Origin of the sequence: Rhizobium sp. HT1-10 (genome assembly GCF_049472505.1) — a bacterium.
Lineage (GTDB): Bacteria > Pseudomonadota > Alphaproteobacteria > Rhizobiales > Rhizobiaceae > Rhizobium.
Genome location: NZ_JBCEBQ010000004.1, coordinates 146953 through 160015, shown reverse-complemented (window position 1 = coordinate 160015; position 13063 = coordinate 146953). Strand labels below are relative to the sequence as shown.

Sequence of the window (13063 nt, the reverse complement as noted above, 5' to 3'; positions counted from 1 at the left end):
CCTAAGGAAGGTTCCCGAAGCGAATTCAGCTGCTAGTGAGCGATGGCGGCGGTCGGCACCGCTTCGATGTCGAACGCGGCGGCGAGAAGGGCGCGGGTATAGTCGTGTTGCGGATCGCGAAATACATCCGCAGCCGTCCCCTGCTCGACCACCTTGCCGAACCGCATGACGATCAAGTCATTGGCCAAAGCCTTGACGACCCTTAGGTCGTGGCTGATGAATAGATAAGCGAGATCGTGCTTGCGCTGCAGATCGCGCAGCAGATCGACCACCTGCGCCTGCACACTCATGTCAAGCGCCGATGTCGGCTCGTCGAGCATGACGAACCGCGGCTTCAGCACCATGGCCCTGGCGATGGCGATGCGCTGCCGCTGGCCGCCCGAAAACTCATGGGGGAAACGCCAGCGGGTCAGTGGATCGAGCCCCACTTCCTCCAGCGCCCAGCAGACGCGCTGGTCCCGCTCGCCGGCAGTCAACCCATGCTCATGCACCTTCAGGCCCTCGGCCACGATATCGCCGACCGACATGCGGGGGCTGAGCGAGCCATAGGGATCCTGAAATACGACCTGCAACTGGTTGCGAAGCGGCCGCATCTCGGTAAAGGAATAGGCTTCGATGTCACGTCCGACGAAGCTGATGCGGCCTTTCGAGGAAATCAGCCGCGCCAGCGCCAGCCCGAGCGTCGTCTTGCCGGAGCCGGACTCGCCGACAACGCCGAGCGTCTGCCCTGCCCGCAATGTCAGGTCGATGCCATCCACCGCCTTGACGTGGTCGACGACCTTGCGCATCAGCCCGGACTTGATCGGGAACCAGACGCGGATGTCCGACCCCTGCATCACCACCGGCTTGCTGGCGTCTGCCAGAGGCGGCTCGCCGCGCGGTTCGGCTGCCAGCAGATGGCGGGTGTATTCGTGCTGCGGATGGGTAAAGACCTCCTCCACCGGCCCGGTTTCAACGATCTGGCCCTTGGTCATCACGCAGACGCGATCGGCGAATTTTCGAACGATGCCGAGATCGTGGGTGATGAACAGCATGGACATGCCGTGCTGCCCTTTCAGATCGCGCAAGAGTTGGAGGATCTGTGCCTGGACGGTGACGTCGAGCGCCGTGGTGGGTTCGTCGGCGATCAATAGTTCCGGACGATTGGCAAGCGCCATGGCGATCATCACCCGCTGTCGCTGACCGCCTGACAGTTCGTGCGGATAAGCCTTGAGGCGCTTCTCGGCGTCGCGGATGCCGACCTGCTCGAGCAGTTCGAGAATGCGGGCTCGCGCCGCCTGCCCGGTCAGCCCCTGATGCAGCCCCAGGATCTCGCCGATCTGCTTCTCGATCGAGTGCAGCGGATTGAGCGAGGTCATCGGCTCCTGGAATATCATGGTAATGTCGTTGCCGCGCACCGCGCGCAGTTGCTGATCCGTCGCCTTCAACAGATCCAGACCCTTGAACAGGATTTCGCCTGATGGGTGACTGGCAGCGGGATAGGGCAGAAGCCGCAGGATGGAATTTGCCGATACCGACTTGCCCGAACCGGATTCGCCGACCAGCGCGAGCACCTCGCCCTTGTGGATATCGAAGGAGATGCCATCCACCGCCGTCGTCGTACGACCACCCTGATGGAAGGCGACGGAGAGATTGCGGACGGAGAGGAGCGGTTCCATAGTCGTCATCTGAACGTCTTCCTTGGATCGAACGCATCGCGCACCGCCTCGCCGACGAAAATCAGCAGCGACAGCATGATCGACATGGTGAAGAAGGCCGTGAGCCCGAGCCATGGGGCCTGGAGATTGGATTTGCCCTGGGAGATCATCTCTCCCAGCGACGGCGAGCCGGGCGGCATGCCGAAACCGAGAAAGTCGAGCGAGGTCAGGGTGGTGATCGAGCCGGAGAGGATGAACGGCAGGAAGGTCAGGGTTGCGACCATCGCGTTCGGCAGCAGATGACGGACCATGATGGTGCGATTGTTGACGCCGAGCGCGCGGGCGGCGCGGACATATTCGAAATTGCGGGCGCGCAGGAATTCCGCCCTGACGATGCCGACGAAGCCGACCCAGGAAAACAGCAGCATGATGCCGAGCAGCACGAAGAAGCCGGGCGGCAGGATGGCCGCGATGATCAGCAGGATGTACAATACCGGCATCGACGACCAGATCTCGATGAAACGCTGCAGCAGCAGATCCGTCCAGCCGCCGAAATAGCCCTGGACCGCGCCGGCCGTGACGCCGACAATGGCCGAGCAGATAGTCAGCGCTAGCCCGAACAGCACGGAGATGCGAAACCCGTAGATCATCCGGGCCATGACGTCGCGGGCCTGGTCGTCGGTGCCGAGCCAGTTGAGATTGCCGAGCCGGCATTCGGGATCGGCCGCCTTCTGCGGATAGGCCGCGCAGCGCTCGTCCTTGCTCATCAGCCAGAAGGGCGGCGTCGGTGCCGAGCGCGGAATGTTCGAATTGACGGTCTGATAGGAATAGCGGATCGGCGGCCAGAGCATCCAACCATGGGCATTGATCTCGTCCGTTATGAAGGAGGAGCGATAATCGGTCTGGGCGAGAAACCCTCCGAACTTGTCCTCAGGATAGTTGACGAAAACCGGAAAGAGGATCTCGCCCTTGTAGGATGCGAGGATCGGCCGATCGTTGGCAATGAATTCTGCGCCGATGCTGAGTATGAACAGCAACATGAACAGCCAGAAAGACCAGAAGCCGCGGCGGTTGGCCTTGAAGTTTTCCCAGCGCCGCAGGTTCGGCGGCGACAGCAGGCCCTTGCGTGGCGGCTTGATCGGGGGCACGGCGGATAGGGCGATCGGCGTGTCCATCTCAGACATCCCTCCGGTCGAAGTCGATGCGCGGATCGATCCAGGTGTAGAGAAGATCGGAAATCAGGCCGACGAACAGGCCCATCAGCGAAAAAATATAGAGCGTTGCGAAAACGATCGGATAGTCGCGGTTGACGACCGAAAGGTAGCCGAGGCGGCCGAGGCCATCCAGCGAGAAAATATTCTCGATGAGCAGCGAGCCTGTGAAAAAGGCCGAAATGAAGGCCCCCGGAAAGCCTGCGATGACGATTAGCATGGCGTTGCGGAAGACGTGACCGTAGAGCACGCGATGCTCCGTCAGGCCCTTGGCGCGCGCCGTCGTTACATATTGCTTCTTGATCTCCTCGATGAAGGAATTCTTGGTGAGCAGCGTCGTCGTGGCGAAGGCGGCAAGAGACAGCGAGATCAATGGCAGCAGCAGATGCCAGAAATAGTCGAGCGGCTTCTGCCACCAGGCAAGATCGGCAAAATTGTCGGAGACGAGGCCGCGCAGCGGAAACCAGTCGAAGAACGATCCACCGGCGAAGACGACGATCAGCAGGATGCCGAACAGGAAGCTCGGGACAGCATAGCCGACGATAATGATGCCCGAGGTCCAGACGTCGAAGGTCGAGCCGTCCTTGACGGCCTTACGAATGCCCAGCGGAATGGAGATCGTGTAGGAAAACAGCAGGATCCAGATGCCCAGCGAGATCGACACAGGCATCTTGTCGAGGATGAGATCGATGACCGAGGTATTGCGGAAGAAGCTTTCGCCGAAATCGAAGCGGATGTAATTCCACATCATGTCGAGGAAGCGGGTGAGCGGCGGCTTGTCGAAGCCGAACTGCTTTTCCAGCTTGGCGACGAGATCGGGATCGAGCCCCTGGGCGCCGCGATAGTTGGAACTGCTGTCATCGAAGGATTGCTGGCCGAGTTGATCGCCACCGCCGGATAATCTGTCGGATGCGCTGTCGCTCTGGCCCGTCAGTTGGGCGATGACCTGCTCGACCGGGCCACCGGGCGCAAATTGGACCACGGTGAAGGAGATGGCCATGATGCCGATGACCGTCGGGATCATCAGCAGCAGTCGGCGGAGAATATAGGCGCCCATCAGCCCGCGATCCCGGTTATTGCGGCGGCGTTTCGGCCAGGCTGCGCTCTCATCTCGATCAAATCTTCTTCCCCTGGCGACCGGCGTCAGCCGGCCGAAATCCGTCATTTGCAGGCGGTATGGCCTGCTGATTCGCCCTAGGTCATTTGGACCCCAGCGGCTCTGCCATTGCAAGGCTGCTCATTTTGCCGCTGATTTCGACCACCAGACCTCCGGAAAGCCAAGTGAGTATTCAGGATAGTTGTCCGGATGTGCGATTCTGTTGGAATAGGCGATTTGCACTGTCGAGGAATAAAATAGCGGAACCACGTAGTGATGGGCCAACAGCACGCGATCGAGCGCCCGGGCCGTTGCATTTTTTTCCTCGCGACTGTTCGCTTGAACAACCTTTGCAATCAGTGCATCCACTCCCGGATCCGCAATGCCTGCGTAGTTTTGCGTTCCCTGCACGTCGGCTGCCTTGGAACCCCAAAAGATATTTTGTTCGTTGCCGGGATTGATGCTCTGGGACCAGATCCCGTAAATCATATCGTAGTCGAAGCTACGAATACGGCTTGTATATTGCGCAGTATCGACCGTTCGAAGTCGCGCATTGATGCCGATCTTTTTGAGATTGTTGGCGAATGGCTGGACAGTACGCTCGTAAGACTGATTTTGAAGCAAAATTTCAAAACTCAAAGGCTTTCCGGTTGCGACATTGACCATATTGTTGCCCTTGAGCTCCCATCCCGCTTCCTTGAAGAGTGCGATGGCCCGGCGGAAATTGTCTCGCATTTTCTGCGGGTCGCCGCCAACAGGATTGGTATAGGGCGTGGTGAAGACCTCCGGCGGAACCTTGTCTCTCACATCGTTCAGGATTTCGAGTTCTCGCCCTTTCGGCAGGCCGGATGAAGCAAGTTCGGTGCCCCAGAAATAACTGTCGATCCGCTGGAACGCGTTATACGCGAGACTGCGGTTGAGATCCTCGAAATCGAAAGCATAGTTCAAGGCCTCGCGGACCTTCTCATTCTTGAACTGGTCACGCCGCAGATTCGGAACGAATGCCTGCATGATGCCCCGGCTGCGCAGCGGGTTTGCCACCTGTTCTCGTATTATGCGTCCATCCTTTATCGCCGGAAAGTCGTAGGCGGTGGCCCATTTGCTGGCCGACTGTTCCTGGCGAAAATCGGTGCCTCCTGCACGAAACGCCTCAAACTTGACCTGGCTATCGCCGTAATAGGTGTAGGCAATCGCTCCGAAATTGTTTTCACCGACGTTGACCGGGAGAGACTTGCCCCAATAATCGTCGCGCAGTTCATAGCGAATCGTTGCGCCCGGTGCGAAAGCAGCGATCTTGTAAGGCCCGGACCCCATCACTGGCTCAAGCGTCGTGCGCGAAATGTCACGCGGCTTGCCGTCCGACCCATTGGCCTCCCACCAATGTTTTGGCACGATCAAAAACTGACCCAGCATCCACGGGAGCTCGCGATTGCCCTTTTCGTCGAAGAAAAAGGTGACGTCGCGGTCACCGGTCTTTTCCACCTTGGTGACGTGGGCGTAGTAGCTCTTGTGCATTGGATCCAGCTCCTTCGCCTTGTCGAAGCTGAAGACGACGTCCTCTGGCGTGACCGGCGTCCCATCCGCCCATTTGGCTTCGGCGCGGAGCCTGAACGTGGCGCTGGAAATATCGTCGGGGTAGGCCACCCCTTCGGCCAGCAGGCCATAGGCGGAGCCGGTCTCATCATCGGAAGACTTCAAAAGCGTATCGAAGACGAGCGAGAGGCCTTCGGCTGTCTCCCCCTTTTTCAGCAGCGGGTTGAACGTATCGAAGGTGCCGTCTGCCGAAAGCTTCAGGTCTCCGCCTTTGGGAGCATCGGGATTGACGTAGTCGAAATGCTTGAAGCCCGGCGTGTATTTGAGGTCGCCGAGAATGGCGGTTCCGATGCGAAATTGCGCTTCATCAGCCCTGGAGATGGGCGGCAACGCCAACAGCGCCATCAGACAAACGACCAGACCCGACTTCGACCACGACAACGCCATTCAGATACCTCGATGATTTCACCTGTCGCAAGGATAAGCCAAAACAGGGCGAAATATAGGGGCGGTCGAATTTCGGTTGTCGGTCGCTGGGAGGCTCAGGCAAAACTGGGAGTGGACGCCGACCAAAAGACCGGAAGCGTCGGCGGGCATGCCGCCAGAGATCATGCCAGTTGCCAACACATCCAGCCGCGGTGCCGATGCAAATAGCCGCTTGCCGCCGACCGACGAACCGTCGATAAGGTCTCATGGGACGTGCGTTAGAGCGACTTTCCATGGGCTTCAGCTTCGTATAGGAAGGCTGCAAATCGATTGAACCGGGGCGGGAGGGATGCCGTGGCAGAAGTTAAGCGCATCGCACTGATCGCGCATGACGAGAAGAAGAACGCCATGGCGGATTTCGCCAAGCGCTCGGAATTCATGCTGGCGAAATGGCAGATTTTCGCCACCGGTACGACCGGCGCCCGCGTGCTGGCGGCCTGTCCCGACCTGGACGTCGTCCGCCTGAAAAGCGGTCCGCTCGGCGGTGACCAGCAGATCGGCGCGATGATTGCCACCGGCGAGGTCGATGCCCTGATTTTCTTCGTCGACCCGTTGACGCCGATGCCGCATGATGTCGATGTGAAGGCCCTGATGCGGCTTGCCATCGTCTATGACATTCCGATGGCGTTGAACGAAGCCACGGCCGAACGACTGATCGCCACCCTTTGACCCATCCGCCTGTTGGCGACCGACCACGGATAAGGCCCCATGCCTAAGCTCAACAATAGCGACGCTCCCCTGCCCTTTCCCGTCCTTATGGGCGATATCGGTGGCACCAATGCTCGCTTCTCCATTCAGTCGGACGCTCATGCCGCGCCCAAACCCTTTCCGAGCATGCATGCCGCCGACTATGCGACCATCGACGATGCGATCCGCGAAGGGGTCCTGTCCAAGACGGCGATAAAGCCACGTTCGGCGATCCTGGCCGTCGCCGGCCCGATCAATGGGGACGAGATCCCGCTGACGAATTCGGACTGGGTGGTGCGTCCGAACACGATGATCACCGATCTCGGCATGGAAGACGTTCTGATCATCAACGATTTCGAAGCCCAGGCGCTGGCGATCGCCAACCTCTCCGGCGACGGTCGCGAACTTATCGGTTCTGCCCAGGACGGGCTGCTTGCATCGCGCGCCGTGCTCGGGCCCGGCACCGGGCTCGGCGTCGCCGGCCTTATTCACGCCCAGCATTCCTGGATCCCGGCGCCCGGCGAGGGCGGGCATATCGACATCGGTCCGCGCAGCAAGCGCGACCTGCAGATATGGCCGCATCTGGAGGCCATCGAAGGCCGCATTTCAGCGGAGCAGATCATCTGCGGGCGCGGCCTTCAGAATCTCTATCAGGCACTTTGCCAGGTGGAGGGGGTAGAGCCGACACTGAAGGAGCCGGCCGACATCACCAATCATGGCCTTGCCGCAACCGACCCTATCGCTGAGGAGACGCTGACGCTTTTCGTCACCTATCTCGGCCGACTGGCTGGCGACATCGCCTTGCTGTTCATGGCGCGTGGCGGCGTTTATCTTTCCGGCGGCATTTCGCAAAAGATTATCCCGGCCCTGAAGAAGCCCGAATTCCGGGCCGCCTTCGAGGACAAGGCGCCGCATAGCGCCATGATGCGGTCGATCCCGACCTATGTCGTGACCCATCCGCTGGCAGCGCTGGAAGGACTTTCGGCCTACGCCCGCATGCCGCAGAAATTCGGCCTGGCAACGGAAGGCCGCCGCTGGCGCCGCTGAGCGCGCTAGCCAAAGCCTGACGAACGCTTTATAGAACCGCGCAAGCCCGTGTACCCGCCGCTCGCTCGGTTCAGACAGGAAGTCGATTTTTGAAATCGCCCGAGACCAAAAAGATTATCGTCAATGCGGAGACCGTCACCGGCGTTCTTAAGCGGGTCATCGCAGAGAACGGCCGAGAGCACATCAGGGGCTACGCGATTGCGATTGCCTGCCTGATCCTGGTGGCGGCCTCGACCGGCTTCATCGCATTTATCATGCGGACCATCATTGACCAGGCATTCGTCAATCGGAACGGCGATGTCGTCTGGCTGATCTGTGTCGGTATCTTCGCAGCTTTCCTGATCCGTGGTTTCGCCGGCTATTTCCAGTCGGTCATCCTCAGCAAGATCGGCAACAACATCATCGCGGGCTACCAACGCCGCATCTATGCCCATCTGATGACCCTCTCGGTCGGCTTCTTCAATGAAGCGCGTTCTGCGAAGATCGCCGCCCAGGTCAGCCAGAACGTCTCGGGCATCCGCGATGTCATGAACCTGACGATCACCTCGACGGCGCGCGACCTCTTGATGTTCCTGGCGCTGCTCGGCAACATGGTCTACCAGGATCCGATCCTCAGCCTTGCCGTCTTCATCATGGCACCGCCGCTGCTCTACGCGCTGCGCTATGTGTCCAAGCGGCTGCGCTCGGCAACGCGCGAGGCCGTCAATCTCAACAGCCACGTTCTCGGCGCGATGCAGGAGACGATCCAAGGGATCGCCATCGTCAAGGCCTTCACCATGGAAGGGCAGCTGGAACGCAAGATCCAGAAGCTGATCACCACGGCCGAGCATCGGCAAAACCGCATTGCCCGGTTGTCGGAGCGCAACGGACCGCTGACCGAAACATTTGCCGGTATCGCCGTCGGAAGCATCTTTGCCTATGCCGCCTACCGCGCGATCTATTTCAACGTGCCGCCGGGCGCCTTCTTCTCCTTCGTGATCTCGCTGCTCATGGCCTACGACCCGGCCCGTCGCCTTGCCAAGCTGCAGGTGCAGATGGAACGGGCTGTCGTCAACGCCAGCATGATCTACGAGCTTCTCGACATGGAGACCCGCCAGCGCGATCTGCCTGACGCCAAGGAACTTGTCGTTACGCAGGCGCGCATCGAGTTTCGCGATGTGACCTTCGCCTATGCCAGCGGCGAAGCGGTGCTCGACAAGGTGAGCTTCGTCGCCGAAGGCGGCAAGACCACTGCCTTGGTCGGTCCATCCGGTGCGGGAAAGTCCACGGTCATCAACCTTATTCCGCGATTCTACGATCCGGCTGCCGGACAGATCCTGATCGACGGCCAGGATATCAGCCACATCACCAAGCAGTCGTTGCGCCAACACCTCGCCTATGTCTCGCAACAGCCTTACCTCTTCGAAGGCACCATCCGCGACAACATCCGCTACGGCCGTCCGGAAGCGACGGACCTCGAAGTCGAGGAGGCGGCGCGTCTTGCCTATGCCCACGATTTCATCATGGCGCAGCCGGAGGGTTATGACACGCCGGTCGGCGAAAACGGCGTGACCCTGTCGGGCGGCCAGCGGCAACGCGTCTCGATCGCCCGCGCATTGGTCCGCAATGCCCCGATCCTGTTGCTCGACGAGGCAACTTCGGCGCTCGACACTGAATCCGAGGCGGCCGTCCAGAAGGCTCTCGATGAAGCCATGAGCGGCCGAACGGTTGTCGTCATCGCCCATCGGCTGTCCACCGTCGTGCGCGCCGAGAAGATCGTCGTCATGCAGCAGGGCCGCGTCGTCGAGGAAGGCAACCACGAGACGCTAGCCAAATCGCCGGAGGGGCTCTACGCTCGCCTCAACAATCTCCAGGCGCCGGTTCTCAAAACGCGGACGCGAAAAACCCAAGGCAAGTCTATCCGATGAACGAAAAGGCGATGAAGCTCGTCGTGGTGGGCGCGTCCGGCCGGATGGGCCAGGCGCTGATCCGCATCATTCATGCCACCGAGGGCGCAACGCTGCACGCGGCCGTCGGTCGCGAAGGCTCGCCTTTTCTCGGCAAGGACGCCGGCGAGATTGCGGGGCTCGGTCCGATCGGGATCGCTCTCAGCGACGATCCGCTGACTGCATTCCTGCATGCGGACGGTGTCATCGATTTCACCAAGCCGGAGACATCCGTCGTTTTCGCAGGCCTCGCGGCCCAAGCACGGATCGTGCACGTCATCGGCACTACCGGCTGCTCGTCTGAGGACGAGGCCAGGTTCGAAGCCGCCTCCCGCCACGCGCGTATCGTCAAATCCGGCAATATGAGCCTCGGCGTCAACCTGTTGAGCGTGCTTGTCGAGCAGGCTGCAAGGGCCTTGCCGGCCAATGACTGGGATATCGAGGTGCTCGAAATGCACCACAAGCACAAGGTCGACGCACCGTCCGGCACGGCGCTGCTGCTTGGCGCCGCCGCTGCCAAGGGGCGCGGCATCGACCTTTCGGACCATTCGGTCCGGGTACGCGACGGCCATACCGGTGCAAGGGCAAGTGGCAGCATCGGCTTTGCGACGCTGCGCGGCGGTTCTGTCGTGGGCGACCATTCGGTGATCATTGCCGGTGAAGGCGAAAATATCACCCTCTCGCATTCCGCCGGCGACCGCTCCATCTTTGCGCGCGGCGCCGTCCAGGCGGCGCTCTGGGCGCGTGACAGGAAACCCGGCTACTATTCCATGCTCGACGTGCTTGGGCTAACTTCACACTGAGACTGTTACGGAGGAATATTTACATGAGCGGTACCCTCGTCCTCGTTCGCCATGGTCAGAGCGACTGGAACCTGAAGAACCTTTTCACCGGCTGGAAAGACCCTGACCTCACCGAACTCGGCGTTCAGGAAGCGACGACCGGCGGCCAGGCGCTTGCCCAGCACGGTATCGTCTTCGACGTCGCCTTCACCTCGGCTCTCACCCGCGCCCAGCACACGTTGAAGCTCATTCTTGACAAGGTCGGCCAGCCGAACCTGGAAACGATCCGCGACCAGGCCTTGAACGAGCGCGACTATGGCGATCTCTCCGGGCTCAACAAGGACGATGCACGCGCCAAGTGGGGCGAAGAGCAGGTTCATATCTGGCGCCGCTCCTACGACATTCCGCCACCCGGCGGCGAAAGCCTGCGCGACACCGGCGCTCGCGTCTGGCCTTACTACCTGACCGAGATCCTGCCACGCGTGCTGGCCGGGCAGAATGTGTTGGTCGCGGCCCATGGCAACTCGCTGCGCTCGCTGGTCATGGTGCTCGATCGCCTGAGCAAGGAGCAGATCCTTGAACTCAACCTCGCGACCGGCGTTCCGATGGTCTACAAGCTGAAGGCGGACTCGACCGTGGCTTCGAAGGAAGTCCTCGGCGATATGTCTGCCGCGCACTGAGCAGTCAGCAGGGGGCCGGCGCGTCGAGCGCCCGGCCTCCCATTCCCGCCCCCTTGATCCCTATTCATTTTCGACAGTGAACTGGACGCGATCTGCCGCAAAGCGGGTTGTGGAATACTGGACTGGGATCCCATCAAGATCCGTGTTGAGGGCGCGCGTCACCAAGACGATTGCGCCAGGCGACAGTTCGAGTTCGGCGATGTCAGCAGTTTCCGCATGCATTGCGGTGATTTCGGTTATGGCACGGATATAGTCCGACAGTCCCATCTCCGAGAATGACCGCGTGATCGAGCCGGTCTTGCGATAAGCGTCGCCCATGCCGGCAAAGCGATCCGCGGGAAACCAGCTGGTGGCGCGCGATATCGGCCTCTGGTCCGCTATCCCGATCGTTTCGAGGCGAACAACAGCGGCCTCCGGCGCAATCTTCAATCGGCCAGCCACATCGGCACTTGCCGTCTCCTCAGCCACGCCGAGAAGGCGGCTCCGGGCCTCACGTGCCTGATTTCCTATCCCCTGCGAAAACCGCGTCCGCTTGGAAATCGGAAAGTTCAGCTTTTCCCTGCGTTCGATCATCGTGCCGCGGCCTTGCACCGCCCGAACCACACCTTCCTGCGCCAGGGCCGCCAAGGCGCTCCTCACCGTATGGCGGTTGACGCCAAACTGCAGTGCCAACACCGTTTCCGGCGGCACCATGCCGGCCGCGTCAAAATCACCGTTGTTGATCGATGCCCGAATGCGATCGGCGATCTGCCGCCATAGGGCGACGCCCGTCTGTCGCTGGACCTGTTTCTGTACGGCCATTCTCGTTCCCCGTCACACGCATGTCATACCGCGCCCTTAAAGCTGACGTTAGCTTGTATGGTTGTCTATATCAATAGACATTTGGAGACGAAAGATGAATTCGGCGCAAAGACATGAGGCGGCCGCCCGGGAAATCCGCACCCGCAAGCGCGTCACGGACCTGCTGGCAAGAGCCGAGCGAGAGGAACTTGCCGCCGTCTGGGAAACGCTGTCGGAACGGCCGGTTGCCATTTCCGTGCGCGGGCCTGAAACCGGACTGGTGATGGTTCGCGGCCGGATTGGTGGCGGCGGCGCGATGTTCAATCTCGGCGAAGTCACCGTCACGCGCGCAACTATCCGCCTTGCGTCGGGCATCATCGGCCACGCGCAGGCACTTGGCACGGACAAGGACCGGGCTCGGCTAGCGGCGATCTTCGACGCTCTCTGGCAGGAACCAGCCACCCAAGATTTTGTCGAACAAGCGATCCTTTCGCCTATCGCCGAGCGAATAGAATCGGCCGATCAGCAGAAAGCAAAGGAAACGGCCGCCACCCGCGTCGATTTCTTCACCATGGTGCGCGGAGAAGACAAATGAGCGTCAGTGCGGACACTTTCGTCGGCGGCTTCACCGATCCCGTCTTCCACAGCCAGACTGTCTTCAAGGCCATCATGGACGGCATGGCGCGACCGGGGACGATCCAGACGGTCGGAACCGATATTGCGCCGCCGGCACCGCTCGGCATCGCCGCCGGCGCCATCGCGCTTACGCTCTGCGATCACGAGACGTCGCTGTGGCTGTCACCTGCGCTCGCCGCATCCGCCCTGCCCGACTGGCTGGCCTTCAATACAGGCGCGCCGATGGCGGAGAAGATCGAGGCACGTTTCGTGTTTCTGGAAAGCGGCGGCATGCTGTCTTCACTCAGTCAGTTCGCCGTCGGAACACAGGAATATCCGGACCGTTCGGCAACGGTCGTGCTGGAAGTCGGCGAGCTTGACGGCGGCGAGGAACTTGCTCTTACAGGCCCCGGCATCAAGGGGACAGCGACGATTGCGCCGGTCGGCCTGCCTGGGAGCTTCCTGCGGATCTGGAACGACAATCGCGCCGTCTTTCCGCGCGGTGCCGACATCATCCTGACCTCGGGCAAGCGTTTCATATGCCTGCCGCGCACCACCAAAATCACCGCAACGGAGCTCTGACC

General features: G+C 60.8%; 12 protein-coding genes. 7 read left to right on the top strand and 5 right to left on the bottom strand.

What is annotated here, in order from left to right; all coding sequences use genetic code 11:
* Positions 1 to 32: 32 nt before the first annotated feature.
* The 4 genes from VH564_RS12360 to VH564_RS12345 all read right to left on the bottom strand — a co-directional run bounded on the left by VH564_RS12360 (position 33) and on the right by VH564_RS12345 (position 5924).
* The gene (locus tag VH564_RS12360) at positions 33 to 1667 is read right to left on the bottom strand and encodes an ABC transporter ATP-binding protein (RefSeq protein ID WP_423340136.1); all 1635 of its coding nucleotides are present in this window, start codon (positions 1665 to 1667) and stop codon (positions 33 to 35) included.
* Positions 1664 to 2812, bottom strand: a complete 1149-nt coding sequence (locus tag VH564_RS12355) for an ABC transporter permease (RefSeq protein WP_423340135.1) — start codon at positions 2810 to 2812, stop codon at positions 1664 to 1666. The genes VH564_RS12360 and VH564_RS12355 overlap by 4 nt, the downstream gene beginning before the upstream one ends.
* 1 nt (position 2813) lies before the next feature.
* Entirely contained in the window at positions 2814 to 3905 is a 1092-nt protein-coding gene (locus tag VH564_RS12350; RefSeq protein WP_423340134.1) for a microcin C ABC transporter permease YejB, read from the bottom strand.
* A gap of 180 nt (positions 3906 to 4085) precedes the next feature.
* The gene (locus VH564_RS12345) at positions 4086 to 5924 is read right to left on the bottom strand and encodes an extracellular solute-binding protein (protein WP_423340133.1); all 1839 of its coding nucleotides are present in this window, start codon (positions 5922 to 5924) and stop codon (positions 4086 to 4088) included.
* Positions 5925 to 6257: 333 nt separating this feature from the next.
* Between VH564_RS12345 and VH564_RS12340 the strand changes: the two genes are divergently transcribed.
* The 5 genes from VH564_RS12340 to VH564_RS12320 all read left to right on the top strand — a co-directional run bounded on the left by VH564_RS12340 (position 6258) and on the right by VH564_RS12320 (position 11084).
* Positions 6258 to 6632 (top strand): methylglyoxal synthase, encoded by a 375-nt coding sequence (locus VH564_RS12340; RefSeq protein WP_423340132.1) that lies wholly within the window; start codon positions 6258 to 6260, stop codon positions 6630 to 6632.
* A gap of 39 nt (positions 6633 to 6671) precedes the next feature.
* Positions 6672 to 7697: a glucokinase gene (locus VH564_RS12335; RefSeq protein WP_423340131.1), complete on the top strand. Its 1026-nt coding sequence runs from the start codon at positions 6672 to 6674 to the stop codon at positions 7695 to 7697.
* 89 nt (positions 7698 to 7786) lie between these two features.
* Complete coding sequence (locus tag VH564_RS12330) at positions 7787 to 9604, top strand: ABC transporter ATP-binding protein (RefSeq protein ID WP_423340130.1); 1818 nt, start codon at positions 7787 to 7789, stop codon at positions 9602 to 9604.
* On the top strand, positions 9601 to 10425 hold the full coding sequence (dapB, locus tag VH564_RS12325) for a 4-hydroxy-tetrahydrodipicolinate reductase (protein WP_423340129.1): 825 nt from the start codon (positions 9601 to 9603) through the stop codon (positions 10423 to 10425). The genes VH564_RS12330 and dapB overlap by 4 nt, the downstream gene beginning before the upstream one ends.
* Before the next feature lie 23 nt (positions 10426 to 10448).
* Entirely contained in the window at positions 10449 to 11084 is a 636-nt protein-coding gene (locus VH564_RS12320; protein WP_423340128.1) for a 2,3-bisphosphoglycerate-dependent phosphoglycerate mutase, read from the top strand.
* A gap of 60 nt (positions 11085 to 11144) precedes the next feature.
* Here VH564_RS12320 and phnF read toward each other — a convergent pair whose 3' ends face one another.
* A complete protein-coding gene (gene phnF / locus VH564_RS12315; RefSeq protein WP_423340127.1) occupies positions 11145 to 11885 on the bottom strand; it encodes a phosphonate metabolism transcriptional regulator PhnF in 741 nt (246 codons plus the stop codon).
* Between the two features lie 94 nt (positions 11886 to 11979).
* Here phnF and phnG point away from each other — a divergent pair, with 94 nt between their 5' ends.
* The gene (gene phnG / locus VH564_RS12310) at positions 11980 to 12459 is read left to right on the top strand and encodes a phosphonate C-P lyase system protein PhnG (protein ID WP_423340126.1); all 480 of its coding nucleotides are present in this window, start codon (positions 11980 to 11982) and stop codon (positions 12457 to 12459) included.
* Positions 12456 to 13061 carry a phosphonate C-P lyase system protein PhnH gene (phnH, locus tag VH564_RS12305; protein ID WP_423340125.1) on the top strand — a complete coding sequence of 202 codons (606 nt, stop codon included), beginning with the start codon at positions 12456 to 12458 and terminating at the stop codon, positions 13059 to 13061. Before phnG ends, phnH begins: the two co-directional genes overlap by 4 nt.
* Positions 13062 to 13063: the final 2 nt, after the last annotated feature.